Consider the following 25,824-nt stretch of genomic DNA (forward strand, 5'->3'; position numbering starts at 1 on the left):
CCGGCCACGGCGGTGGCCGGCGGCGCGTCGGGGGACGGTGTCCACGGTAGATTCCTCCCCATGACCTCGACGGCACGGATGCGACCCACGCGTCCCGCCGACCTCCCCCTCGCTGCTCTGGTGGACGCGTTCTCGCTGGTCAGCGTCGGTGCGGACATCGCGGGCACCACGGTCCACGGCGTGACCATGGCGTCCGACGACGTCGGCACCGGTGAGTTGTTCGTGGCCGTGGCGGGCGCACGCGTGCACGGGGCTCGGTTCGCGGCGCAGGCCGTCGACGCCGGGGCCGTGGCGGTCGTCACCGACGCCGCGGGCGTGGCCGAGCTGGGGGACCTCGCGCAGCGGGTCCCCGTCCTGCTCGCCGACGACCCGCGCGCGCTCGCCGGACCGCTCGCCGCGCACGTCGCGGGGAACCCCGCGCAGCACCTGCGCACGGTGGGCGTGACGGGCACCAACGGCAAGACGACCACGACCTACTTCGTCGACGCGGCGCTGCGGGCGATCCACCCCACCACGGCCGTGCTCGGTACGGTCGAGCTGCGCATCGGGTCGCAGGCGATCGAGAGCCCGCGCACCACGGTCGAGGCTCCCGTGCTGCAGCACGTCCTGGCGCTCGCCGTCGAGCGCGGCGCGACCGCCGTCGCGATGGAGGTCTCGTCGCACGCGCTCGCGCTGCACCGCGTCGCGGGCACGACGTTCGACGTCGTCGGCTTCACGAACCTGCAGCGCGACCACCTCGACTTCCACGGCGACATGGAGGGCTACTTCCGCGACAAGGCGCGGCTGTTCGAGCCGGGTCAGGCGCGTCGCGGCGTCGTCGTGGTCGACGACGAGTGGGGCCGGCGGCTCGTGCGCGAGGCGCGGATCCCGGTGGAGTCCCTCGCCACGCACGTGGGCGACCCCGCGGCGGCGGAGGCGGACTGGGCGGTCGTGTCGGCCGACGTCGGGCTCGACGGCGTGGGCTCGACGTTCACGCTGCGCGGCCCGGACGGCACCGAGCACGTGGCCGCGAGCCCGCTGCCGGGCCTCGTCAACGTGTCCAACGCCGCGCTCGCGATCGTGCTCGCCCACGCGGCGGGCGTCGACCTGGCGACGGCGATCGACGCGATCGGCGGCGCGCACGCCGTGCCCGGCCGGATGGAGCGCGTCATCGAGCGCGCGCCCGGCCGCCCCCTGGGCATCGTCGACTACGCGCACACGCCCGACGCGCTCGTCCTCGCGCTCGAGGCCGTGCGGCCGATCACGCCCGGCCGGCTCGTCATCGTGTTCGGCTCCGACGGCGACCGGGACCGCGGCAAGCGCCCGATCATGGGCGAGATCGCCGCCCGGCTCGCCGACGTCCTCGTCGTGACCGACGAGAACCCTCGCTCGGAGGACCCGGGCGAGATCCGCGCCGCCATCCTGGCCGGCGTGCGTCAGGCGCGGCCCGACCTGGCGGACGTGCACGAGGTGTCCCCACGCGCCCAGGCGCTGCGCCTCGGCGTCGCGCTCGCGGGCGAGGGGGACACCGTGATCGTCACGGGCAAGGGCCACGAACCGACCCAGGAGATCGCCGGAGTGTTCCACCGGTACAACGACCGAGACGTCTACCTGCAGGCCGTCGCCGACGGCCTGGCGGACGCACCGCCGCTGCCCGCCGCGGGCGGTGCCGCGTGATCGCGCTGACCGCCGCGCAGATCGCGGAGGCGACCGGCGGGACGTTGCACGGCGTCGCGCACGCGCAGGTGGTGGCGGGCGCCGTCGTCACGGACTCGCGCGACGTCGAGCCGGGCGGGCTGTTCGTCGCGCTGCCCGGGGAGCACGTGGACGGTCACGACTTCGCGGCCGCGGCCGTGGCGGCGGGCGCCGCCGCGGTGCTGGCCGCGCGTCCCCTCACGGGTGAGGACGGCTCGGCGCTCCCGACGGTCGTCGTGCCCGACGTCGAGGTCGCGCTGGGCGACCTCGCGCGCGACGTGCTCGCGCAGCTGCGCGAGGCGGCGCTCGCGCCCGGCGGCTCCGGGCTGCGCGTCGTCGGCGTCACGGGCTCCGTCGGCAAGACGACGACGAAGGACCTGCTCGCGCAGCTGTGCGGCGCGGCCGGCCCGACGGTCGCACCGGTGCGGTCCTTCAACAACGAGATCGGGCTGCCGCTGACGGTGCTGCGCGCCGACGAGAGCACGCGCTTCCTGGTGCTCGAGATGGGTGCCTCCGGCCCGGGTCACCTCACGTACCTCACCCGCATCGCGCCGCCGGACGTCGCCGTGGTGCTCGTCGTCGGCCACGCGCACCTCGGCGGGTTCGGGGGCGGGATCGAGGACGTCGCACGGGCGAAGTCCGAGATCGTCCAGGGGCTCCTGCCCGAGGGTGTCGCGGTGCTCAACGCGGACGACCCGCGCGTCGTCGCGATGGCCGCGCTCGCACCCGGCGAGGTCGTGACGTTCGGCCAGTCCCAGGGTGCCTGGGTGCGCGCCACCGACGTGCGCGTCGACCGCGCGGGCCGTGCGCGCTTCACGCTCGTCGTCGGCGACGGGACGCCCGAGCGCGCGCAGGCGGACGTCGCGCTGCGGCTCGTGGGGGAGCACCACGTGCACAACGCGCTGGCGGCCGCGGCCGCGGCGCTCACCGCCGGCCTGACGCTCGACGAGGTCGCGACCGGGCTGTCCGGCGCGGACGCGCTGTCGCCGCACCGCATGCACGTCGTCGACCGCGCCGACGGCGTGACGGTCATCGACGACTCGTACAACGCCAACCCCGACTCGATGCGCGCCGCGCTCAAGGCCCTCGCGGTCGTCGCCGGCCGGGACCGGCGCTCCATCGCCGTGCTCGGCGAGATGCTCGAGCTCGGTGACGGCTCGCGCGAGGCGCACGACGCGATCGGCCGGCTCGCGGTGCGCCTCAACATCGGTCTGACGGTCGTGGTGGGCGAGGGCGCGCGGGCGATCCGCGACGGCGCCAACCACGAGGGCAGCTGGGGGGACGAGGTCGCGCTCGCGGACGACGTGGACGCCGCAGCGGCGTTCCTGGCCGACGAACTGCGCGCGGGCGACGTCGTGCTCGTGAAGTCGTCGTACGGCGCGGGCCTGTGGCGGCTCGGTGACATCCTCACGGCCGACCCGGCCGCGACGGCCGGGACGGACGAACCGGCGGGGGTGAGCGGCTCGTGAGGGCCGTCCTCATCTCGGGCGGCGTCGCGATGCTCGTCGCGCTGCTCGGGACGCCGCTGTTCATCCGGTTCCTCGTGCGCCGGCAGTACGGGCAGTTCATCCGCCAGGACGGACCGACCGCGCACTTCACCAAGCGCGGCACGCCGACCATGGGCGGCGTCGTCATCATCGGCGCGACGCTGCTCGGCTGGGCGGCCGCGCTGCTGCTCACCGGCACCGAGCCGTCGGTGTCCGAGATCCTCGTGCTGTTCCTCATGACGGGGCTCGGGCTCGTCGGCTTCCTCGACGACTTCATCAAGATCAGCCGGCAACGCAGCCTCGGCCTCAAGGCCCGGTGGAAGATCGTCGGCCAGGGGCTCGTGGGCGTCGCGTTCGCCGTCGCGGCGCTGCAGTTCCCGAACGACCTGTTCCGCACGCCCGCGTCGACCAAGATCTCGTTCATCCGCGACACGGGCATCGACCTGGCGTTCGCGGGCGCGACGATCGGCCTGATCCTGTTCGTGATCTGGGCGAACTTCCTCATCACGGCGTGGTCCAACGCGGTGAACCTCACCGACGGTCTCGACGGTCTCGCCACGGGTGTCTCGCTCATCGTGTTCGGCGCGTACGTCGTCATCTGCGTGTGGCAGTTCAACCAGTCGTGCCAGATCCTCGGCTCCGCGGGACCGCGCTGCTACGAGACGCGCGACCCGCTCGCGCTCGCGGTCGTGGCCGCGGCGATCACCGGTGCGTGCTTCGGGTTCCTGTGGTGGAACGCGAGCCCCGCCAAGATCTTCATGGGCGACACGGGCTCCCTCGCGCTCGGCGGCGCGCTCGCGGGCCTGTCGATCCTCACGCGCACCGAGATCCTCGCGGCGGTCGTCGGCGGCCTGTTCGTGCTCGAGGTGCTGTCCGACGTCATCCAGATCGGGTTCTTCAAGATGACCGGGCGGCGCGTGTTCAAGATGGCGCCGCTGCACCACCACTTCGAGCTCGGCGGCTGGGGCGAGGTCACGATCGTGATCCGGTTCTGGATCATCGCCGGGCTGTTCGTCGCGCTCGGGGTCGGGATCTTCTACGGCGAGTGGGTGGCCGGCTAGGTGACGCAGGGACCTGACCAGGCAGGGCCCGACGCCGCGGCGCGGCGCCCGCTCGACCTCGAGGGCGCTCGCGTCGTCGTCGCCGGCATGGGGGTGTCCGGGCGCGCGGCGGCGGAGGTGCTCGCGGCGCGCGGCGCGCGCGTCGTGCCGGTCGACGACGCGTCCGACGAGGCCGTCTCGAGCGCCGAGTACCTCGCGGGCGGTGGGCTCGCGCGCGCGGACCTCGTCGTGACCTCGCCCGGGCTCGCACCGCACCACCCGCTGCTCGCGGCCGCCGCCGCCCAGGGGACGCCGGTGTGGAGCGAGGTCGAGCTCGCGTGGCGCGTACGCGTGCCGGGACCGTCCGGGGCACCCGCACCGTGGCTCGCGCTCACGGGCACCAACGGCAAGACGACGACGGTGGGGATGCTCGAGTCGGTCCTGACGGCCGCGGGGCGCAACGCGCTCGCGGTCGGCAACGTCGGCACGCCGATCGTGCACGCGGTGACGGACCCGACGCTCGACGTGCTCGCGGTCGAGCTGTCGAGCTTCCAGCTGCACTACACGCACAGCATGTCCGCCCGGGCGGCCGCCGTCCTCAACGTCGCGGCCGACCACCTCGACTGGCACGGCTCGCTCGAGGCGTACGCGGCCGACAAGGCACGTGTCTACGAGCGCGCGCAGCTCGCGTGCGTCTACAACGTCGCCGACCCGCGCACGGAGCAGATGGTGCGGGACGCGGACGTCGTCGACGGCGCGGTCGCCGTGGGGTTCACGCTCGGCACGCCCGCCGTGGGCCAGATCGGCCTCGTCGAGGACGTGCTCGTCGACCGCGGCTTTGCGCGGCTGCGGCACACGCACGCCGCCGAGCTCGGCACGCTCGACGACCTCGCGGCGCTCGCCGGACCCGACGCCACGGTGCCGCCGCACGTCGTCGCCGACGCGCTCGCGGCCGCGGCGCTCGCGCTCGCGCACGGCGTCGAGCCCGCGCACGTGCGCGAGGGACTGCGCTCGTTCGCCCCCGGTCACCACCGCATCGAGACGGTCGCCAGGCAGATGCTCACGGTCGACGGCCGGTCCGTGGACGTCAGCTACGTCGACGACTCGAAGGCCACGAACGCGCACGCCGCGGCCGCGTCGCTCGGGGCTTTCCCGCCCGGGAGCGTCGTGTGGGTCGCGGGCGGGCTCGCCAAGGGCGCCCGGTTCGACGACCTCGTGCGCGCGCGTCGTGACCGCCTCGCGGGAGTCGTCCTCATCGGTGCGGACCGTGAGCCGCTGCGTGACGCGCTCGCCCGACACGCGCCCGAGGTCCCCGTGGTCGAGATCGTCCCCGGTGAGACTGGGGACGTGATGACCTCCGCCGTGGCCGCCGCGCGCACCCTCGTGCGTCCCGGGCCAGCGACCGGCACGACCGTGCTGCTCGCGCCCGCCTGCGCGTCCATGGACCAGTTCGCCTCGTACGCCGCGCGCGGTGACGCGTTCGCCGCGGCCGCACGTGCGGCGGTGGGCGAGGGAGGCGAGCGGGCGGGCGGACGCGCGTGAGCGCCGTGCCGCAGGACGCCGCCGCCGAGACGGCGTCCGCCCGCGCGCGCGGTTCGCTGCTCGGCCACTGGAACAGCGTCGTCACGAGCTATTACGTGCTCATCGGTGCGAGCGCGCTGCTCCTGGTGATCGGCCTGGTCATGGTCCTGTCGAGCTCGAGCGTCGAGTCCCTGGACAAGAACGGCAACGCGTACGCCGTGTTCCTCGACCAGGCGAAGTTCGCGCTCGTGGGGCTGCCGATCGCGATCGTGCTGTCGCGGTTGCCTGTGCGGTTCTTCAAGCGGATCGCGTGGCCGGCGCTGGGTGCCGCGGTCGCGTTCCAGTCGCTCGTGTTCCTCGGGCTGGGCACCGGCGCGGGCGGGAACACCAACTGGGTGCGACTGCCCGGCGGCATCACCGCCCAGCCGTCGGAGACGATCAAGCTCGCGCTCGCGCTGTGGCTCGGTGCCGTGCTCGCGCGCAAGCAGCCGTACCTCGAGCAGTGGAAGCACGTGTTCGTCCCGGCCGTCCCGGTCGCCGGGCTCGCGATCGGCGCGGTCCTGCTGGGGCACGACCTGGGTACCGCGCTCGTGCTGTGCGTCCTGGTCGCGGGCGCGATGTTCGTCGCGGGCGTGCCGCTGCGCATGTTCGCGGTGGCGGGTGCGCTCGCCGGGGCCGCCGTGGCGGCGCTGGTCCTGCTCAGCCCGAACCGCATGCAGCGCATCGGCAGCTGGCTCGGGGGCGACGAGTGCTCGGCGTCGGCCGACTGCTACCAGACGCTGCACGGCAGCTGGGGGTTGGCGAGCGGCGGGATCGGCGGGCTGGGGCTCGGGCAGAGCCGCGAGAAGTGGTCGTACCTGCCCGCGGCCCACAACGACTTCATCTTCGCGATCCTCGGCGAGGAGCTGGGCCTGGTGGGCACGCTCATCGTGCTCGGCCTGTTCGGCCTGCTGGCGTTCGCGATGATCCGCGTCATCAGCCGCCACCCCGACCCGTTCGTCAAGGTCGCCACCGGCGCGGTCCTCGCGTGGATCGTCGGCCAGGCGTTCGTCAACATCGCCGTCGTCATCGGCCTCGCGCCCGTCATCGGCGTGCCGCTCCCGCTCGTGTCGGCGGGCGGATCGGCGCTCATCATGACGCTCGCGGCGCTCGGCGTCGTCATCGCGTTCGCGCGCGACGAGCCCGGGGCGGCGGACGCGCTCGCGGCGCGCGCGGGCGCCGTGCGACGCTCGCTCGCGGTCGTCGGGCTCGGCCGGGGCCTCGCGCGCCCCGACCGGTCGCGCACGGCCGCATCTTCCACGACGTCGAGAGGTGGTGGACGTGCCTGACGCACGCCCCGTGTCCGTTCTCCTGGCGGGCGGCGGGACCGCTGGTCACGTCAACCCGCTGGTCGCGGTGGCCGACGAGCTGCGTCGCCGGCACCCCGGGGCGACCCTGACGGCGCTCGGCACGGCGGAGGGGCTCGAGGCGCGCCTCGTGCCCGCCGCGGGTCTGCCGCTCGCGGTGGTGCCGCGCGTGCCGCTGCCCCGGCGGCCGTCGCTCGACCTGCTCCGGCTGCCGGGACGGCTGCGCGCGGCGATCGCCGCGGCCGGTCGCGCGATCGACGAGAACGACGCGCAGGTGGTGGTCGGGTTCGGCGGCTACGTCGCGACGCCCGCGTACCTCGCGGCCCGCAGGCGCGGCGTCCCCGTCGTGGTGCACGAGCAGAACGCGCGTCCGGGCCTCGCGAACCGGCTGGGCGCGCGGTGGGCCCGTGCGGTCGCGGTCACGTTCCCGGGCACGTCGCTCCCGGGTGCCGTGGTCACGGGGCTCCCGCTGCGCGCGCCCGTCGCGGCGCTGGTCGCCGACCGTGCGGCGGACGCGACGGCCGCGCGGCGCAGCGCGGCGGGTGCGCTCGGGCTCGACCCGGACCTCCCGACGCTGCTGGTCACCGGCGGCTCGCTCGGTGCGGCGAGCATCAACGCGGCGGTCGCGTCCGCCGCCGGCGACCTGCTCGCGGCGGGCGTGCAGGTGCTGCACCTCACGGGCCGCGACAAGTCCGGGCCCGTCGTCGCGGCGCGGGACGCGCTCGCGCGGGAGGGTGGTCTCACGGCCGAGCAGGTCGCGCGGTACCACGTGCTCGAGTACCTCGACGAGATGCACCTGGCGCTCGCGTGCGCGGACGTGGTCCTCGCGCGCTCGGGTGCCGGGACGGTGTGCGAGGTGGCGGCCCTCGGCCTGCCCGCGGTGTACGTGCCGCTCCCGATCGGCAACGGCGAGCAGCGTCGCAACGCGGGCCCCGTGGTCGCGGCGGGCGGGGCGCTCCTCGTGGCCGACGACGAGCTGGACGCCGCGTGGATCACCGCGCACCTGCCCGCGCTGCTCGTCGGACCGGGGTCCGCGCCGGCGCGTCGGCGCATGGCCGCGGCGGCCGCGTCGGTCGGCGTGCCCGACGCCGCGGGCCGGGTGGTCGACCTCGTCGAGGCGCAGCTGGTCGACGGCGGTGCCGCGTGACCGCGCCCGAGCAGGCGGCGCCGGTCCCGGTCGGCGACCTCGGACGGGTCCACCTCGTGGGCGTCGGTGGCGCGGGGATGTCCGCGGTCGCGCTGCTGCTCGCCGCACGGGGGCTCGCCGTCAGCGGCTCGGACGCGGCCGACGGACCCGCCCTGCCCGGCCTGCGTGCCGCGGGCGTGGACGTGCACGTGGGCCACGACGCGGCGCTCGTCGCCGACGTCGACACGCTCGTCGTGTCCTCCGCCGTGCGCGAGACGAACCCCGAGCTGGCCGCCGCGCGCGCGGCGGGGCTGCGGGTCCTGCACCGCTCGCAGGCGCTCGCGTCCCTCATGGCGGACCGTGACGGAGTCGCGGTCGCGGGCGCGCACGGCAAGACGACGACGTCGGCGATGGTCGCGACGGCTCTGCTCGCGGTCGGCGCCGACCCGTCGTTCGCGATCGGCGGGACCGTCCTGACCGAGGCGGGGCCGGTGGGCGGCGGGCACGACGGCGCCGGTGCGGCGTTCGTCGCGGAGGCCGACGAGTCCGACGGCTCGTTCCTCGCGTACGCGCCGCTCGTGTCGGTCGTGACCAACGTCGAGCCCGACCACCTCGACCACTACGGCACGCGCGAGGCGTTCGAGGACGCGTTCGTCGCGTTCGCCGCCCGGGTGCGCCCCGGCGGGCTGCTCGTCGCGTGCGCGGACGACGACGGCTCGCGCCGGCTCGTCGCTCGCGTGACCGACGACCTCGCGTCCCGGGGGGTCGACGTGCTGACCTACGGCCGGTCCGCCGACGCGGACGTGCGTGTCGGCGAGCTCGTCGCGCAGGAGGACGCACGCTGGACGTTCGACGTCACGCCGCGTGACGCGACGGGCGCGACCACGGTCACGCTCGCGGTGCCCGGCACGCACAACGCGCTGAACGCGGCGGCAGCGTGGGCCGTGCTCGTGCGCCTCGGAGTGCCCGGGCCCGACGCCGCGCACGCGCTCGGCGCGTTCCGGGGACGGGGCGACGGTTCGAGGACCGGGGGACCGTGGGGGGCGTGCGCGTCGTCGACGACTACGCGCACCACCCCACCGAGGTCGCGGCGCTGTTGCGCACCGCGCGGGCCGTCGCCGGCGCGGGTCGGGTGCTCGCGCTGTTCCAGCCGCACCTGTACTCGCGCACGCGCACGTTCGCGACCGAGTTCGGGGCGGCGTTCGACCTCGCGGACCTCGTCGTCGTGACCGACGTCTACGCCTCGCGCGAGGACCCGGACCCGGACGTGTCGGGCGCGCTCGTCGTCGACCGGGTGCCGACGCCCGGCAAGGCGAGCTTCGTCCCGGACCGGCACGCCGCGGCGCGCGCGGTCGCGGACGCGGCACGTCCCGGTGACCTGCTGCTGACGGTCGGTGCGGGCGACGTCACGACGCTCGGCCCGGAGATCCTCGAGCACCTCGCCGCCAGGGAGCGGGACGCGTCATGAGCCCGTCCCGGCCGCCGCGGCCGCCCGTCCCGCGCCCGTCGCCGCGCCCGCGTCCGACGCCGCGGGTCGTGACGTCGCGACCGGCCGACCCGGCGGCTCCGGACGGGGCGGTCCCGGCGTCCACGCCCGCGCGGACGGCTGCGCCGAAGCCCGCAGCACCCCAGCCCGCGGCACCGGTGCCGGCCCGCACGCCGCCACGGTCCGTGAGCGCAGCGGCGGGCCGCGGGGGGCCGCCGAGCGTGGCCATCCGGGTCCCGCCGGTCGTGTCCACCACCTCGGCCGCCCGATTCGAGGAACGGGCCCGCATGCGCCGCACGCTCGCCCGCCGGCAGGCGGTCGGGCTGGTGAGCGCGGTGGTCGTGCTCGGCGCGCTCGCGTGGGTGCTGTTCTTCTCGCCCGTGCTGGCGCTCGACGCGCGCGAGCTGACCATCGAGATCGAGGGTGCCAACTCGGTCGTCGCTGCCGACGAGGTGCGCGCGGTGGTGCAGGCCCGCGACGAGACGCCGTTGCCGCGGCTCGACACGGGGGCGATCCGCCAGGACGTCCTCGACGTCCCCGGGGTCCGGGACGTCGCGGTCTCGCGCGACTGGCCGCACGGCCTGACGATCACGATCGTCGCGCGGGAGCCGGTGGCCGCGGTGCCCGCCGACGGGCGCAAGGGGTTCACGCTGCTCGACGTGGCGGGCGTGCAGGTCGGGCACGTCGCCAAGGCGCCCGAGTCCCTACCGGTGGTCGACGTGCCGGCGGGCGACGCGCGCACGCTCGGCGCGGTGCTGGACGTCGTCGAGCAGCTGCCGGCGCCGCTCGCGGCGCGCGTGGGCTCGGTCTCGGCGCAGACGCAGGACACGGTGTCGATGAAGCTGCGCGGGGGCCTGCGGGTCGACTGGGGGAGCTCGGCGCAGACGCCGCTGAAGGCGGCGGTGCTCACGACGCTGCTGGGGTCGGACGCGGTCGAGGGGGCGAAGGTCGTCGACGTCTCGGCACCCCGCATGCCCATCATCGAGTGACGGGTCGGACCGCGGTCGCGGGTGCCTGCGGACGCCCGTCCGCGACCCGCGCGAGCCCGGCGCACGGATGTGCGCAACCCGCGGCGCGACACGCGCGCGCGGTCGTTGATCCGGGGGTGGCCGCGACCTAGCGTCACGCCCTGACAGGACACCTGACATAACTATAACCCTCAAGTAGAGGGTGAAGGTTTGAGCGGTCGTCGCCGCGGCGTGTCGCGGGGGCGGACGTCGGTGGAGCGGCTCGCCGCCCACGACACCACCGGGCCCGCGCCCGACAGGCTCGCACGATCGGCACGAAACGAGAGGCACCCACCGTGGCAGCTCCGCAGAACTACCTGGCGGTCATCAAGGTCGTCGGGATCGGCGGCGGCGGCGTGAACGCCGTGAACCGCATGATCGAGGTCGGCCTCAAGGGTGTCGAGTTCATCGCCGTCAACACCGACGCCCAGGCCCTGCTGATGTCGGACGCCGACGTCAAGCTCGACGTCGGCCGCGAGCTCACGCGCGGTCTCGGCGCCGGCGCCGACCCGGAGGTCGGCAAGAAGGCCGCCGAGGACCACGCGGAGGAGATCGAGGACGTCCTGCGCGGCGCCGACATGGTCTTCGTCACCGCGGGTGAGGGCGGTGGCACGGGCACCGGTGGTGCGCCGGTCGTGGCGCGCATCGCACGGTCGCTCGGCGCGCTGACGATCGGCGTCGTCACACGCCCGTTCACGTTCGAGGGCCGCCGACGCTCCGTGCAGGCCGACGCGGGCATCGACGCCCTGCGAGCCGAGGTCGACACGCTCATCGTCATCCCGAACGACCGCCTGCTCCAGATCTCCGACCGTTCGGTGTCGGTGCTCGACGCGTTCCACTCGGCCGACCAGGTGCTGCTCTCCGGTGTGCAGGGCATCACCGACCTGATCACCACGCCGGGCCTCATCAACCTCGACTTCGCCGACGTGAAGTCGGTCATGCAGGGCGCGGGATCGGCACTCATGGGCATCGGGTACGCACGCGGCGACGACCGCGCGGTGCAGGCCGCCGAGATGGCGATCAGCTCGCCGCTGCTCGAGGCCAGCATCGACGGCGCGCACGGCGTGCTGCTCTCGATCCAGGGCGGCTCGGACCTCGGCCTGTTCGAGATCAACGAGGCCGCACGCCTGGTCCAGGAGGCTGCCCACCCCGAGGCGAACATCATCTTCGGCGCGGTGATCGACGACGCGCTGGGCGACGAGGTGCGCGTGACCGTGATCGCGGCGGGCTTCGACGGGGGCTCGCCGGTCGTGCGGCGCGACTCCCGCGCGCTCGGCCAGGTCAGCGGCGCGGCACCGCGCCAGGTCCCGAACGTGCCCGCGCCGCGTCCCGAGGTCGTCGACGCGGCGCCCGCGTTCGCCCCCGCCCCGGCCGCGACCGCGCCGGTCCCCGCGGTGCCGGCGTTCCTCTCGACCGAGGCGGAGCCCCGCCCCGTGACGGGGGCGCTCGAGGTGCCGCGGATCTTCACGGAGGACGAGCCGCGGCGCGAGCGCGAGCGCGAGGAGCTCGACGTGCCGGACTTCCTCAAGTGACGTCCCGCTCGTGACCGACCGCGACGGGGCCGGGATCCACCTCGACGAGGTCGATCTCGGCCCCGGCGTCGTCGCCGGGTTCACCGACCGCCGCGGTGGCGTGAGCCGGCCGCCGTTCGACGCGCTCGACCTGGGCGCGCACGTCGGCGACGACCCGCGGGCCGTGGCGGAGAACCGCCGTCGCCTCGCGGCGCGCCTCGGGTGCCGGGTCGCGTTCGTCGACCAGGTGCACGGCGCGGACGTCCTCGTGGTGGGTCCCGACGATCTTCCCGACGACGTGCTCGAGCCCGTCGGGACGGCGGACGCGCTCGTGACGACGAGCCCGGGGCTGGCGCTTGCCGTGCTCGTGGCCGACTGCGTGCCCGTCCTGCTCGCGGACCCGGCCGCGCGCGTCGTCGCCGCGGCGCACGCCGGTCGTCGGGGGCTCGTCGACGGGGTGGTCACCGCGGCGCTGGACGCGCTCGTCGCGCGGGGCGGTGAGGTCGGGCGCGTGCGCGCCGCGATCGGGCCGGCCGTGGCCGGCGCCTCGTACGAGGTGCCCTCGGCGCTGCGCGACGAGGTCGTGGGCGTGGTCCCGGCTGCTGCGGCGACGACGTCCTGGGGGACGCCGGCGCTCGACCTGCCGGCGGGGGTCGAGGCGCAGCTGCGTGCGGCCGGCGTCCAACGGGTGGTGCGGTCGTCGCGTGACACCCTGCGGGACGGCACGCTGTTCTCGTACCGCGCGAACGCGGCCGACGGGGGCAGGACGGGCCGGTTCGCCGGAGTGGTGCGACTTGTCTGACATGTCCGACATGGGACGACTGTGCGGATCCGCTCTTGACAGACGAGCACGAGAGCGTCATCAGAAACGGCGTGTCGCGAGATGAGCGATCCGGCGCACGTTGCTAGCGTGACCAGCGGAGAAGGACGGCCCACGGTCGTCGCGGTGACGGGCCGCGGCAGAGGTGGGACGACGAGCAGGTCCGGACGACGTCCGGGGGAGGAGCGGGGCCATGGCCGGAGCGCTGCGCAAGACGATGCTGTACCTCGGCCTGGCCGATGACGGCGCCGCGAACGGCGAGTACCCCGACGAGTTCGAGGGGGCGGACGTGCCGATGGAGCACGAGGAGCACGAGGCGCAGGTGACGCCGTTCCGGCCGACCCGCGTCGCCGCGGTCGAGCAGCCGCAGCCGGTGTCCGAGCTGCGGCGGATCACGACGATCCACCCGCGCTCGTACAACGACGCGCGCAAGATCGGTGAGGCGTTCCGTGAGGGGACGCCCGTGATCATGAACCTGACCGACATGGACGACGCGGACGCGAAGCGTCTGGTCGACTTCTCCGCGGGGCTGATCTTCGGCCTGCACGGCGCGATCGAGCGGGTCACCAACAAGGTGTTCCTCCTGTCGCCGGCGCACGTCGAGGTCTCGGGCGACTCCGCGGCCGGCGCCGCGAGCCGCGCGGGGTTCTACAACCAGAGCTGACGCGTGGCCCTCGTCCTGAGCCTGCTGACGTTCGTCGTCTTCGTCTTCTTCCTGTTCCTGCTCGTCCGCCTCGTGCTGGACTGGGTGCTGTTCTTCGCGCGCCAGTGGCGACCCCACGGGGTCGCCCTGGTCGTCGCGGAGGCGACGTACACGGTGACGGACCCGCCGCTGCGCGCACTGCGCCGCGTGCTGCCTCCGATCACGCTGGGTCCGGTCCGTCTGGACCTCGCGTTCCTGGTGCTGTTCCTGCTGTGCAGCATCCTGCTGTCCGTGCTCCCGGCGCTCGCCGCGCGGTTCTAGAGACCGTGCACGCGCGTCCCTGACGTGATCCGTCCGCTACGGTGGCCGAGGTGGACGAGTCACTGCCGGCCACCAGCTCCACCTACCCCGCACGACCGATCGAGGTGACGACGATGGCACTGCTGACCGCAGACGACGTCCTGAACAAGAAGTTCCAGGCGACGAAGTTCCGCGAGGGTTACGACCAGGACGAGGTCGACGACTTCCTGGACGAGGTGGTCAACACCCTGCGCGACCTCCAGGGCGAGAACGAGGACCTCAAGACCAAGCTCGCGGCCGCCGAGCGGCGCATCGCCGAGCTGAGCCGCGCCGGTGCGCAGCAGGCCGTCGCCGCGCCCGTGCAGCCCCCCAAGCCCGAGCCGGTGCCCGAGCCCGTCGTCCAGGCGCCCGCGCCCGTCGCGGCCGCGCCGTCGCCCGTGCACTCGAGCGAGCCTGAGTCCGCGACCGGCATGCTCCAGCTCGCCCAGAAGCTCCACGACGACTACGTGCGCAGCGGCCAGGAGGAGTCCGAGCGGCTCATCGGCGAGGCCAAGACGCAGGCGAACCGCATCGTGCGGGAGGCCGAGGAGACGTCGCAGCGCACGCTCGGCCAGCTGGAGCAGGAGCGGTCCCTGCTCGAGCGCAAGATCGACGAGCTGCGGGTGTTCGAGCGGGACTACCGCACGCGCCTCAAGAGCTACCTCGAGAACTTGCTCGGCGACCTGGACAACCGCGGCAACGCGCTGCCGCCGCGCTCGTCCGCCGCGCAGCCGGTGGGCGAGGGTCACAACCTGTAAAGGGCCTCTCGCGCGGTTCGCGCGGGTCCCGCCGCGCGGACGGCCGACAGCCGGGGTACTGTCGGTCGTCTGCGCTGGTCAGCGCCATGGCACGCCGGGTTTTCACCCGGCGTGTCCTGTTGTGCCGACCCGTATGCACGTCTACAGTCACGTGACCTCACAGACAGGGGGCTGGCCAGTGGTGAACGACTCGCTCAGCAGCACCGTCGTCGTCCCTGACGACACCAAGGAGCTCTCGCGGCTCGCCAAGCTGTTCCCGGTCCGGGACGGCGAGAAGCCGTGGACCGCGCGTGAGGTCAAGGACGTCGCCGACGACCTCGTCTCCGACATCGACCGCCTGACGAGCGAGCTCGCCGTCGCGGACGCCGAGCTGTCCGACCTCCTGCGCAACTCGGGGGACGGCGCGGGGGACGACCAGGCCGACTCCGGCTCGTCGGCGCTCGAGCGCGAGCAGGAGCTCACGCTCGTCAACAACACGCGGGACATGCTCGCGCAGACGCAGCACGCGCTCCAGCGGATCAGCGCGGGCTCGTTCGCGACGTGCGAGTCGTGCGGCAAGGCGATCGGCAAGGCGCGCCTGCAGGCGTTCCCGCGCGCGACGCTGTGCGTCGAGTGCAAGCAGCGCGAGGAGCGGCGCTGACGCGTCGTCCGCCGGCCGGGCGCCCGTAGACTCCTGCGGTGCCTTCCACCCTCCCCGACGGGGACCTCCCGGACGAGTCCACCGCCGACACGGGCGTGGGGGTCGCCCCCGTGACGGACGAGCCCGGAGCCGAGCCCGGAGCCGAGCCCGGTGTCGAGCCAGGTGTCGAGCCCGTCGCGGCCCCCGAGCGGCGCCGACGGCTCGTCGCGCTGCTCCTGGGCCTGGCGGTCGGCGTCCTCGTCGTCGACCAGCTCACGAAGGCGTGGGCGCTGAACGCTCTCGACGCCGAGCGGCGTGATGTGCTCGGCTCGCTGCTGGGTCTGCAGCTCGTGTTCAACAAGGGCGCGGCGCTGTCGATCGCCGAGGGCATGACGTGGGCGCTGACGCTCGTCGCGGTCGCCGTCGTCGTGGTGATCGTGCGCGTGGCGCGTCGGATCGGCTCCACCGCCTGGGCGGTCGCGCTCGGGCTTCTGCTGGGCGGCGCGGTGGGCAACCTCGTCGACCGTCTGGCGCGCGAGCCCGGCTTCGCGCGCGGGCACGTCATCGACTTCATCGCGTACCTCGACTGGTTCGTGGGCAACGTCGCCGACATCGCGATCGTCGTCGCGGCGGGCCTGGTCGTGCTGCTCGTCGCCCGTGGCGTGCGCGTCGACGGCACGCGCGAGTCCGACCACGACGCGCACCCGGGTGCCGCCGAGGACGCGGAGCGGGCCCGTGGCTGACGTCCGGAGCCTGCCGGTGCCCGACGGGCTCGCGGGCGAGCGGGTCGACGCCGGCCTGTCGCGGCTGCTCGGCGTGTCGCGCACGCGCGCCGCGGAGATCGCCGAGGCCGGTGGCGTGCGGCTCGACGGGCGCGCGGTCGGGAAGTCCGACCGGCTCGTGGCCGGCGCGTGGCTCGAGGTCGAGATCCCGTCGGCGGCGCCCGCGGTGCCCGAGGTCGCGCCCGAGCCCGTGCCGGGGATGGCGATCGTGCACGACGACGACGACGTGGTCGTCGTCGACAAGCCCGTGGGCGTCGCGGCCCACCCGTCGCCGGGCTGGACCGGACCCACGGTCGTCGGCGCGCTCGCGGCGGCGGGCTACCGGATCTCGACGTCGGGCGCGGCCGAGCGGCAGGGCGTCGTGCACCGTCTCGACGTCGGGACGAGCGGGCTCATGGTCGTGGCGAAGAGCGAGCACGCCTACACCGCGCTCAAGCGCGCGTTCAAGGAGCGCACGGTCGACAAGGTCTACCACGCGCTCGTGCAGGGCCACCCGGAGCCGACGTCGGGCACGATCGACGCGCCGATCGGCCGGCACCCGAGCCACGACTGGAAGTTCGCCGTGGTCGCGAGCGGCAAGCCGTCCGTCACGCACTACGAGCTGCTCGAGGCGTTCCCGGCGGCGTCGCTCGTCGAGGTGCACCTCGAGACGGGGCGCACGCACCAGATCCGCGTGCACTTCTCGGCGCTGCGCCACCCGTGCGTGGGCGACCTCACGTACGGCGCCGACCCCGCGCTCGCGCGCCGTGTCGGGCTCGAGCGGCAGTGGCTGCACGCGGTGCGGCTCGGCTTCGAGCACCCCGGCACCGGGCGGTGGCTCGAGGTCGAGAGCCGGTACCCGGACGACCTGCAGCACGCGCTCGACGTGATCTCCGCCGGGTATCGCTGACTCGCCCGGCGCGGGCGGCCGGGGTGTCCCCGGCGCGACCTAGACTCGGGCGCGTGGCAGCAGGAGCAGCAGTGCAGGACCCGTCCTTCGTGCACCTCCACGTGCACACCGAGTACTCGATGCTGGACGGTGCCGCGCGGCTGGGTCAGCTGTTCGCCGAGGTCGAGCGGCTGGGGCAGAAGGCGATCGCGACGACCGACCACGGGTACCTGTTCGGCGCGTTCGACTTCTGGTCCAAGGCCACGGCGGCGGGCGTCAAGCCGATCATCGGCGTGGAGGCCTACGTCACGCCCGGTACCAGCCGGTTCGACCAGACGCGTGTGCGGTTCGGGCAGCAGGGGCAGGAGTCCGACGACGTCTCGGCGCGCGGCTCGTACACGCACATGACGCTGCTGGCCCGCAACAACGAGGGGCTGCACAACCTGTTCCGCGCGAGCTCGCTGGCCTCGCTCGAGGGCCAGATGGGCAAGTGGCCCCGCATGGACCGGGACCTGCTCCAGACGTACGGCAAGGGCCTGATCGCGACCACGGGCTGCCCGTCGGGGGAGGTCCAGACGCGCCTGCGTCTCGGGCAGTGGGACGAGGCCGTGCGTGCCGCGGGTGAGCTGCAGGACATCTTCGGCAAGGAGTACTTCTACGTCGAGCTCATGGACCACGGGCTCGACATCGAGCGCCGCGTGTTCAAGGACCTGCTGCGGCTCGCGGAGGCCATCGGGGCGCCTCTGCTCGCGACGAACGACCTGCACTACGTACGCGAGGAGGACGCCTCGTCACAGGAGGCGCTGCTCGCCATCAACTCGGGCTCGGCGCTGACGGAGCCCAGCTACGAGCAGGGCGGCAACCGGTTCGCGTTCGAGGGCACCGGCTACTACGTGAAGTCGGCGCAGGAGATGCGCCGCATCTGGGCGGAGCTGCCCGAGGCGTGCGACAACACGCTGCGGATCGCGGAGCAGTGCGAGGTGTCGTTCGACACCAAGGCGAACTACATGCCGCACTTCCCGGTGCCGGACGGCGAGGACGAGGTCAGCTGGTTCGTCAAGGAGGTCGAGCGCGGCCTGCACCGGCGCTACCCCGGCGGCGTGCCGGACGCGTCGCGCAAGCAGGCGGAGTACGAGACCGAGGTCATCCTCCAGATGGGCTTCCCGGGGTACTTCCTCGTGGTCGCGGACTTCATCAACTGGGCCAAGGAGCAGGGGATCCGCGTCGGGCCGGGCCGTGGCTCCGCGGCGGGGTCGATGGCCTCGTACTGCATGGGGATCACGGAGCTCGACCCGCTCGAGCACGGTCTGATCTTCGAGCGCTTCCTCAACCCGGAGCGCGTCTCGATGCCCGACGTCGATGTCGACTTCGACGAGCGTCGGCGCGGTGAGGTGATCCGGTACGTCACGGAGAAGTACGGCGAGGACCGCGTCGCGCAGATCGTCACGTACGGCACGATCAAGGCCAAGCAGGCCCTCAAGGACTCGTCGCGCCTGCTGGGCTTCCCGTTCGCGATGGGGAGAAGCTCACCAAGGCGATGCCGCCCGCGGTGATGGGCAAGGACATCAGCCTGGGCGGGATCTTCAACCCGAGGACCCGCGCTTCGCGGAGGCCGAGGAGTTCCGCCAGCTGCACGCCGCGGACCCGGACGCGCAGCGCGTGGTCGAGCTCGCCAAGGGCATCGAGGGGCTGAAGCGCCAGTGGGGCGTGCACGCGGCGGGCGTCATCATGTCGAGCCACCCGCTGATCGACATCATCCCGATCATGCGCCGCCCGCAGGACGGCGCGATCATCACGCAGTTCGACTACCCGACGTCCGAGGGCCTCGGCCTGATCAAGATGGACTTCCTGGGGCTGCGCAACCTCACGATCCTCGACGACGCGCTCGAGAACATCGTGATGAACGGCAAGGACCCCGTCGAGATCGAGAAGGTCGCGCTCGACGACCCGGCGACGTACGAGCTGCTCGCCCGCGGCGACACCCTGGGGGTGTTCCAGCTCGACGGCGGTCCCATGCGCGCGCTGCTGCGCCAGATGCGGCCCGACAACTTCGAGGACATCTCGGCCGTCATCGCGCTGTACCGCCCCGGCCCGATGGGCATGAACTCGCACACGAACTACGCGCTGCGCAAGAACGGGCTGCAGCAGATCGAGCCGATCCACCCGGAGCTGGCCGAGCCGCTCGCGGAGGTCCTCGACGAGACGTACGGCCTGATCGTCTACCAGGAGCAGGTGCAGAAGGCCGCGCAGATCCTCGCGGGCTACTCGCTGGGTCAGGCCGACCTGCTGCGCCGCGCGATGGGCAAGAAGAAGAAGGAGATCCTCGACAAGGAGTTCGTGCCCTTCCACCAGGGCATGTCCGAGCGCGGCTACTCCGACGCGGCGATCCAGGCGGTGTGGGACACGCTCGTCCCGTTCGCGGGGTACGCGTTCAACAAGGCGCACTCCGCCGGGTACGGCCTGGTGTCGTACTGGACGGCCTACCTCAAGGCGAACTACCCGACCGAGTACATGGCGGGTCTGCTCACGAGCGTGCGCGACGACAAGGACAAGTCGGCGCTGTACCTCGGTGAGTGCCGGCGCATGGGCATCACCGTCCTCCCGCCGGACGTCAACTCGTCGTCGGCGAACTTCACGGCCGTCGGCGTGGACATCCGGTTCGGGCTCACCGCGATCCGCAACGTCGGCGCGAACGTCGTCGACGCGATCGTGCGCACGCGTGAGGAGAAGGGCGCGTACACGTCCTTCCAGGACTTCCTCGACAAGGTGCCCGCGGTCGTGTGCAACAAGCGGACCATCGAGTCGCTCATCAAGGCGGGCGCGTTCGACTCGCTGGGCCACGCGCGCAAGGCGCTCCTGCTGGTGCACGAGCAGGCGGTCGACGCGGTCATCGGGGTCAAGCGCAAGGAGGCCGAGGGGCAGTTCGACCTGTTCGCCGACGTCTTCGGGGGCGACGACGAGGCGGGCTTCCAGGTCGCGATCCCGGACCTGCCGGACTGGGACAAGAAGCAGCGCCTCGCGTTCGAGCGGGAGATGCTCGGCCTGTACGTGTCCGACCACCCGCTGTCCGGGCTCGAGCACGTGCTCGCGCAGTCGGCGGACGTGTCGATCGCGACGCTCAACGCCGACGAGCAGCGGCCGGACGGCTCGACGGTCGTCGTGGCAGGGCTCATCACGAGCCTGCAGCGCAAGATGTCGAAGCAGGGCAACGCGTGGGCGGCCGTCACGATCGAGGACATGGAGGGCTCGGTCGAGGTCATGTTCTTCGGCGAGACCTACGTGGCGTACTCCACGGTCCTCGCGGAGGACGCGGTCGTCGTCATCAAGGGCCGCGTGCGGCGGCGCGACGAGACCATGCAGCTGCAGGCCATGGAGGTCACGCTCCCGGACATCGACGTCGCGGCCGACGCGCCGGTCGTCGTGACGCTGCCCGTGGCGCGCTGCACCCAGCCGGTCGTCGAGCGCCTCAAGGAGGTCCTGACGACGCACCCGGGGGTCACCGAGGTGCACCTGCGGCTCACGCAGCCGGGGCGCGCGACGGTCATGCGGCTGGACGACGGCCTGCGCGTGACGCGCAACCCGTCCCTGTTCGGCGACCTCAAGGCGTTGCTGGGCCCGGGCTGCCTCACGGGGTGACCCCCGGGGCGGGTGTTCCGGCTCAGGGCTCCACGGTCACGCGCTGCGGGCCCCCGGGGAGGTCGACCTCGACCTGGTCGCCGGGCCGCAGCTGGCGGCCGCGGCGCGTCTCCGGCTCGCCGTTGACCGTGACGGCGCCGTCGTCGAGCAGCGCGCGGGCGTGCCCGCCGGACTCGGCGAGGTTCACGAGCTTGAGGAACTGGCCGAGTCGGATCGGCTCGTCGGTGGTACCCACGTGCCCAGTGTGCGGCACGGCGCGGCGGGCGACTACATATCACCATTGCGTTATATAACGCGTCGTGCAAATATGGCGGGATGCACCCGATGGACGCGCTCGGCGACCCGGTCCGCCGCCGCCTGGTGGAGCTCGTCAGCACGGGCGAGCGGCCGGCCGGCGACCTCGCCACGGCCGTCGGCGACGAGTTCGGGATCAGCCAGCCCGCGGTGTCCCGGCACCTGCGCGTCCTGCGCGAGGCCGGTCTGGTCGAGTCCCGTCCGCGCGGGACGGTCCGCCTCTACGCGCTGCGGCCGCAGGCCGTCGACGAGGTGGCGCGCTGGGCCGACGACCTCGTCCGGGCGTGGCGGCCGCGCCTCGACGCGCTCGCGACCGAGGTCGCCCGGGGACGACGCGAGACACGGGTCCGCGACGACACGCGCGCGGCGCGCCCCACCACCACACCGCACGAGGAGGACGCATGACACGCACACCCGGCAACCCGACGCCGGAGGCACTCGGCCCGGACGGCACCGTGCACGTCGACGCGGAGGGCGCGCGCGTCGAGTTCCGGCGCCGCTACCCCTGCACGCCCGAGGACCTGTGGTCGGCGATCACGGAACCGGCACGTGCCCGCCGGTGGCTCGGCGCGCTGCACGGCGACCTGCGGGCCGGCGGCTCCTACGAGCTGCGCATGGGAGAGGACCGCCCCGACGCGGACGACGTCGCGCACGGCGACGTGCTCGTGTGCGAGCCGCCGCACGTGCTGGAGCTCACATGGTCCTTCCCCGGTGAGCGGACGTCGCACGTGCGGGCGCAGCTCGAGGCGGCCGGTGACGGGGCCGTGCTCACGCTCGTCCACACGGGTCTCGAGCCCGCCGCCGCCCGCGGCTACGGCGGCGGTTGGCACGTCGTGCTCGACCAGCTCGACGACGACCGCGCCGGACGGCCCGTTCGGGCCTGGGACGCGCTGTACGACGAGCGTCGCGGGCGCTACGACGTCTGACCGCAGCCCGGACGACCGCAGCCCGGACGACCGCAGCCCGGACGACCGCAGCCCGGACGGCCCCGACGCGGCACCGCGCGCGACCTAGACTCGGGGGCATGATCTCCCGCATCGACCTGCGTGGTCGCACGCTGTCCCGACGTGAGCTCCTCGCCGAGCTGCCCCGCGCGGAGGTCGACGTGGAGCACGCCGGCGCGCAGGTCGCGCCGATCCTCGAGGCGGTCCGGGACCAGGGTGCCGCCGCGCTGCGCGACCTCGCCGAGCGGTTCGACGGCGTGCGGCCCGAGTACCTGCGGGTCCCCGCGCAGGCGCTCGCGGACGCGCTCGACCAGCTCGACCCGCAGGTCCGCGCCGCGCTCGAGGAGACGATCGTCCGCGTCCGGACGGTGCACGCCGCGCAGCGGCCCACCGACTTCACGGTCGAGGTGGCCCCGGGCGCGCAGGTGCGGCAGCGCTGGATCCCGGTGCGGCGCGTCGGCCTGTACGTGCCGGGCGGTCTCGCGGTGTACCCGTCGTCCGTCGTGATGAACGTGGTCGCGGCGCAGGAGGCCGGCGTGGGTGCGCTCGCTGTCGCGAGCCCGCCGCAGAAGGACCGGGGCGGGCTGCCGGACGCCACGGTCCTGGCGACGTGCGCGCTGCTCGGCGTCGACGAGGTGTACGCCGTGGGCGGCGCGCAGGCGGTCGCCATGTTCGCGTACGGCGCGGTCGGCGAGACCGCGGCGGACGGCGACGTGCTGTGCGAGCCGGTCGACGTCGTGACGGGCCCGGGCAACGTCTACGTCGCGGCCGCGAAGCGGCTCGTGCGCGGGGTGGTCGGCATCGACTCCGAGGCCGGTCCCACCGAGATCGCCGTCCTCGCCGACGGCACGGCCGACCCCGTGCACGTCGCGGCGGACCTCATCAGCCAGGCGGAGCACGACCCGCTCGCGGCCTCGGTGCTCGTCACGCCCAGCATCGAGCTCGCGGGGGCGGTCGAGTCGAAGCTCGTCGACCTCGTCGAGGCGACGACCCACCGGGCGCGCGTCGCGACGTCCCTGTCCGGAACCCAGTCCGCGATCGTGCTCGTCGACGACCTGGAGGCGGGGCTCGCGGTGGTGAACGCGTACGGCGCGGAGCACCTCGAGATCCAGACCGCCGACGCCGCGGCGGTCGCGGAGCGGGTGACGAGCGCGGGCGCGATCTTCGTCGGACCGTTCTCGCCGGTGTCGCTGGGCGACTACATGGCGGGTTCGAACCACGTCCTGCCGACCGGTGGCTGCGCGCACTTCACGAGCGGGCTCGGCGTGCACTCGTTCGTGCGCGCGGTCCAGGTGATCGAGTACGACGCGGACGCGCTCGGGGCCGTGGCGGACCGCATCGTCGCGTTCGCGGACGCCGAGGGTCTGCCCGCGCACGGCGACGCCGTGCGCGCGCGGTTCTGAGCGCCGGTGGGCGCCGTGGACCGCGCCGACCGGCCGGGGGGCGGTCGGCCTAGGATCGCCGCCGTGACCGACCTGTCGACCAGCACGTCCGGCGCGCAGCGCCTGCCGATCCGGCCCGAGCTCGCGGGGCTCGAGCCGTACGGCGCGCCGCAGCTCGACGTGCCCGTGCTGCTCAACGTCAACGAGAACCCGTACCCGCCGTCCGACGAGGTCGTGGCCGACATCGCCGCGGCCGTCGCGCACGCGGCGCGCGGGCTGAACCGGTACCCGGACCGCGACTTCGAGGCGCTGCGCTCGGACCTGGCGGCGTACCTGCTCGCGGAGTCGGGCGTCGCTCTCGGCCCGGAGCAGATCTGGGCGGCGAACGGCTCGAACGAGGTCATGCTGCACCTGCTGCAGGCGTTCGGCGGGCCGGGGCGCACCGCGCTGTCGTTCGCGCCCACGTACTCGATGTACCCCGAGTACGCGCGCGACACGAGCACGGAGTGGGTCGCGGGCCGTCGCGCGGAGGACTTCAGCCTCGACCCGCGGGCCGCGCGGGCCGCGATCGCCGAGCACGCGCCGTCGGTCGTGCTGCTCGCGAGCCCGAACAACCCCACGGGCACGGCGCTCCCGCTCGACACCGTCCGCGCGGTGCTCGACGCGGCCTCGCAGGTCCCGGGCGGCTGCGTCGTCGTCGTCGACGAGGCGTACGGCGAGTTCCGGCGGACCGGGACGCCGTCCGCGCTCGAGCTGCTGGACGCGTACCCGCACCTCGCGGTGAGCCGAACGATGTCCAAGGCGTTCGGTCTCGCGGGCGCCCGGGTGGGTTACCTCGCCGCGGCGCCGGCGCTCGTCGACGCGTTGCGCGTCGTCCGGCTGCCCTACCACCTGTCGGCGGTCACGCAGGCGGTTGCGCGGGCCGCGCTCGCGCACTCGGCGGAGCTGATGGCGCAGGTCGGCGCGCTGCGCGAGGAGCGGGACGCCCTCGTCGTGTGGCTGCGCGCTCGCGGGCTGCAGGTCGCGGACTCCGACGCGAACTTCGTGCTGTTCGGCCTCTTCGACGACCGGCGCGCGGTGTGGCAGGGTCTGCTCGACCGTGGCGTCCTGGTCCGAGAGGTCGGACCGCCGGGATGGCTGCGGGTGTCGGTCGGGACCCCGGACGAGACGCAGGCGTTCAAGGACGCCCTGGTGGAGGTGGCAGGACTGTGAGCCCTTCGACGGACCCTTCGAGCCGGACGCGCCGCACGGCACGCATCGAGCGCACCACGAGCGAGTCGAGCGTCGTGGTCGAGCTCGACCTCGACGGCACGGGCCGCACGGACATCTCGACGACCGTGCCGTTCTACGACCACATGCTCACGGCGCTCGGCAAGCACTCGCTCATCGACCTGACGGTCAAGGCGACGGGCGACACGCACATCGACGCGCACCACACGGTCGAGGACGTCGCGATCTGCCTGGGCGAGGCGCTGCGTGCGGCGCTCGGCGACAAGCGCGGCATCTCGCGGTTCGGCGACGCGCTCGTGCCGCTCGACGAGGCGCTCGCGCAGGCGGTGGTCGACGTGTCCGGGCGGCCCTACCTCGTGCACACCGGCGAGCCGCCCGGGCAGGAGTACCACCTGATCGGTGGCCACTTCACGGGTTCGCTCACGCGGCACGTGCTGGAGTCGATCGCGCATCACGCGGCGTTCTCGATCCACGTGCGGGTGCTCGAGGGGCGCGACCCGCACCACATCGTCGAGGCCCAGTTCAAGGCCTTGGCGCGGGCGCTGCGGTTCGCCGTCCAGCTCGACCCCCGGGTGGAGGGCGTGCCCTCGACGAAGGGCGCGCTGTGAGCGCGTCGCAGACCCCGCGTCCCGGTGAGGCCGGACCTGACGAGCCCCGCGAGCCCGCGACGTCGGGCGGTTCGGACGAGGCGGCGGCGACCGGCGACGACCTCGAGGGCCTGGGCGACCTCGTCGTGCCCGACGACCTGTCGGGGCTGCTCGACGACCCTGCGCAGGAGCCCACCGTCGCGCTCGTCGTGACGCAGGTCGCGGCGCCCGAGCCGCTCGCGGCCGCGTGCGCGATCGCGCACGTCGAGATCGACGCGGTCCCGACGCCCGTGGGCGCGGTCGCGGTCCTGCGGGACCCTTCCGCGGCGGACGCGGGCGCGGCCGCGATCTCGCAGCTGCTGCGCCAGACGCCCGTCGTCCTGCTCACGCGGCGCGAGGGGCAGATCGTCGCCACGCGCTGGGTGGGCGGCACGCGGGACGACGAGCTGCCCGCGGGTCTCGTGCTCGCGGACGCCCCCGCGGTCCTCGAGGACCTGCTGCTGGGGACCGAACAGGCGGGGTCCGTGCCGGGCGTCGTGACGAGCGTCGGGATGTCCCGCTGGCAGGCGATGCGCGCGCTCGCCCGCGGTCGCCGGCGCTAATCGATTCCGGGTCCCGCCGCCGGGACGCGCCGTGCTTGTCTCGACCTGTTGGTCCGAGCGTCCGCCGCGTCCTGACACCGTCGTCGGGGACCGGTCTCCGGGCACCGTGCACGGCGGACGTC

The 25,824-nt window shown here is 74.0% G+C and carries 23 protein-coding genes and 2 pseudogenes; 24 read left to right on the top strand and 1 reads right to left on the bottom strand.

The window, feature by feature from the left end; all coding sequences use genetic code 11:
* Positions 1 to 60: 60 nt before the first annotated feature.
* From CBP52_RS03325 to dnaE, 18 genes and pseudogenes are all read left to right on the top strand, one after another.
* Positions 61 to 1,656, top strand: coding sequence for a UDP-N-acetylmuramoyl-L-alanyl-D-glutamate--2,6-diaminopimelate ligase (locus tag CBP52_RS03325; RefSeq protein ID WP_094179820.1), 1,596 nt, complete (start codon positions 61 to 63; stop codon positions 1,654 to 1,656).
* On the top strand, positions 1,653 to 3,143 hold the full coding sequence (gene murF, locus CBP52_RS03330; RefSeq protein ID WP_094179821.1) for a UDP-N-acetylmuramoyl-tripeptide--D-alanyl-D-alanine ligase: 1,491 nt from the start codon (positions 1,653 to 1,655) through the stop codon (positions 3,141 to 3,143). Before CBP52_RS03325 ends, murF begins: the two co-directional genes overlap by 4 nt.
* Positions 3,140 to 4,222, top strand: coding sequence for a phospho-N-acetylmuramoyl-pentapeptide-transferase (mraY, locus tag CBP52_RS03335; RefSeq protein WP_094179822.1), 1,083 nt, complete (start codon positions 3,140 to 3,142; stop codon positions 4,220 to 4,222). The genes murF and mraY overlap by 4 nt, the downstream gene beginning before the upstream one ends.
* Positions 4,223 to 5,743, top strand: coding sequence for a UDP-N-acetylmuramoyl-L-alanine--D-glutamate ligase (gene murD, locus CBP52_RS03340; protein WP_094179823.1), 1,521 nt, complete (start codon positions 4,223 to 4,225; stop codon positions 5,741 to 5,743). It abuts the gene before it with no gap.
* A 5-nt stretch (positions 5,744 to 5,748) separates the two neighbouring features.
* Positions 5,749 to 7,050, top strand: a complete 1,302-nt coding sequence (gene ftsW, locus CBP52_RS03345; protein WP_094182105.1) for a putative lipid II flippase FtsW — start codon at positions 5,749 to 5,751, stop codon at positions 7,048 to 7,050.
* On the top strand, positions 7,043 to 8,215 hold the full coding sequence (locus CBP52_RS03350; protein ID WP_232514636.1) for a glycosyltransferase: 1,173 nt from the start codon (positions 7,043 to 7,045) through the stop codon (positions 8,213 to 8,215). The genes ftsW and CBP52_RS03350 overlap by 8 nt, the downstream gene beginning before the upstream one ends.
* Positions 8,216 to 8,292: 77 nt before the next feature.
* Positions 8,293 to 9,081 (top strand): annotated as a pseudogene (locus CBP52_RS18645) (Mur ligase domain-containing protein); the annotation flags it as partial.
* A gap of 158 nt (positions 9,082 to 9,239) precedes the next feature.
* Positions 9,240 to 9,662, top strand: coding sequence for a glutamate ligase domain-containing protein (locus CBP52_RS18650; RefSeq protein ID WP_369826283.1), 423 nt, complete (start codon positions 9,240 to 9,242; stop codon positions 9,660 to 9,662).
* Positions 9,663 to 9,967: 305 nt separating this feature from the next.
* Positions 9,968 to 10,669: a cell division protein FtsQ/DivIB gene (locus tag CBP52_RS03360; protein ID WP_232514742.1), complete on the top strand. Its 702-nt coding sequence runs from the start codon at positions 9,968 to 9,970 to the stop codon at positions 10,667 to 10,669.
* 314 nt (positions 10,670 to 10,983) lie between these two features.
* Positions 10,984 to 12,219, top strand: a complete 1,236-nt coding sequence (ftsZ, locus tag CBP52_RS03365) for a cell division protein FtsZ (protein WP_094179825.1) — start codon at positions 10,984 to 10,986, stop codon at positions 12,217 to 12,219.
* Positions 12,220 to 12,229: 10 nt separating this feature from the next.
* Complete coding sequence (gene pgeF / locus CBP52_RS03370) at positions 12,230 to 13,000, top strand: peptidoglycan editing factor PgeF (RefSeq protein WP_094179826.1); 771 nt, start codon at positions 12,230 to 12,232, stop codon at positions 12,998 to 13,000.
* Positions 13,001 to 13,211: 211 nt separating this feature from the next.
* A complete protein-coding gene (locus tag CBP52_RS03375) occupies positions 13,212 to 13,682 on the top strand; it encodes a cell division protein SepF (RefSeq protein ID WP_094179827.1) in 471 nt (156 codons plus the stop codon).
* 3 nt (positions 13,683 to 13,685) lie between these two features.
* Positions 13,686 to 13,982 (top strand): YggT family protein, encoded by a 297-nt coding sequence (locus CBP52_RS03380; protein WP_094179828.1) that lies wholly within the window; start codon positions 13,686 to 13,688, stop codon positions 13,980 to 13,982.
* A gap of 113 nt (positions 13,983 to 14,095) precedes the next feature.
* Entirely contained in the window at positions 14,096 to 14,758 is a 663-nt protein-coding gene (locus tag CBP52_RS03385) for a DivIVA domain-containing protein (RefSeq protein WP_094182107.1), read from the top strand.
* A 178-nt stretch (positions 14,759 to 14,936) separates the two neighbouring features.
* The gene (locus CBP52_RS03390) at positions 14,937 to 15,398 is read left to right on the top strand and encodes a TraR/DksA family transcriptional regulator (RefSeq protein ID WP_232514637.1); all 462 of its coding nucleotides are present in this window, start codon (positions 14,937 to 14,939) and stop codon (positions 15,396 to 15,398) included.
* Between the two features lie 38 nt (positions 15,399 to 15,436).
* Positions 15,437 to 16,120, top strand: coding sequence for a signal peptidase II (gene lspA / locus CBP52_RS03395; protein WP_232514638.1), 684 nt, complete (start codon positions 15,437 to 15,439; stop codon positions 16,118 to 16,120).
* Positions 16,113 to 17,048, top strand: coding sequence for an RluA family pseudouridine synthase (locus tag CBP52_RS03400; RefSeq protein WP_094179830.1), 936 nt, complete (start codon positions 16,113 to 16,115; stop codon positions 17,046 to 17,048). The genes lspA and CBP52_RS03400 overlap by 8 nt, the downstream gene beginning before the upstream one ends.
* Before the next feature lie 119 nt (positions 17,049 to 17,167).
* Positions 17,168 to 20,663: pseudogene (gene dnaE, locus CBP52_RS03405) on the top strand (DNA polymerase III subunit alpha).
* 22 nt (positions 20,664 to 20,685) lie between these two features.
* Here dnaE and CBP52_RS03410 read toward each other — a convergent pair.
* A complete protein-coding gene (locus tag CBP52_RS03410; protein WP_232514639.1) occupies positions 20,686 to 20,898 on the bottom strand; it encodes an RNA-binding S4 domain-containing protein in 213 nt (70 codons plus the stop codon).
* Positions 20,899 to 20,978: 80 nt separating this feature from the next.
* Between CBP52_RS03410 and CBP52_RS03415 the strand changes: the two genes are divergently transcribed.
* The 6 genes from CBP52_RS03415 (at position 20,979) to CBP52_RS03440 (ending at position 25,702) form a co-directional block, all read left to right on the top strand.
* A complete protein-coding gene (locus CBP52_RS03415) occupies positions 20,979 to 21,362 on the top strand; it encodes a helix-turn-helix transcriptional regulator (RefSeq protein WP_094179832.1) in 384 nt (127 codons plus the stop codon).
* Positions 21,359 to 21,883 carry an SRPBCC family protein gene (locus CBP52_RS03420; protein ID WP_094179833.1) on the top strand — a complete coding sequence of 175 codons (525 nt, stop codon included), beginning with the start codon at positions 21,359 to 21,361 and terminating at the stop codon, positions 21,881 to 21,883. Before CBP52_RS03415 ends, CBP52_RS03420 begins: the two co-directional genes overlap by 4 nt.
* 98 nt (positions 21,884 to 21,981) lie before the next feature.
* The gene (gene hisD, locus CBP52_RS03425) at positions 21,982 to 23,304 is read left to right on the top strand and encodes a histidinol dehydrogenase (protein WP_094179834.1); all 1,323 of its coding nucleotides are present in this window, start codon (positions 21,982 to 21,984) and stop codon (positions 23,302 to 23,304) included.
* A gap of 63 nt (positions 23,305 to 23,367) precedes the next feature.
* Positions 23,368 to 24,495: a histidinol-phosphate transaminase gene (locus tag CBP52_RS03430; protein WP_232514640.1), complete on the top strand. Its 1,128-nt coding sequence runs from the start codon at positions 23,368 to 23,370 to the stop codon at positions 24,493 to 24,495.
* Positions 24,492 to 25,121, top strand: a complete 630-nt coding sequence (gene hisB / locus CBP52_RS03435; RefSeq protein ID WP_094179835.1) for an imidazoleglycerol-phosphate dehydratase HisB — start codon at positions 24,492 to 24,494, stop codon at positions 25,119 to 25,121. Before CBP52_RS03430 ends, hisB begins: the two co-directional genes overlap by 4 nt.
* Positions 25,118 to 25,702: a hypothetical protein gene (locus CBP52_RS03440; protein ID WP_369826284.1), complete on the top strand. Its 585-nt coding sequence runs from the start codon at positions 25,118 to 25,120 to the stop codon at positions 25,700 to 25,702. The genes hisB and CBP52_RS03440 overlap by 4 nt, the downstream gene beginning before the upstream one ends.
* Positions 25,703 to 25,824 lie beyond the last annotated feature (122 nt).

The sequence above is a fragment of the Cellulomonas sp. PSBB021 genome (assembly GCF_002240455.1).
Classification (GTDB): Bacteria; Actinomycetota; Actinomycetes; order Actinomycetales; family Cellulomonadaceae; genus Cellulomonas; species Cellulomonas uda.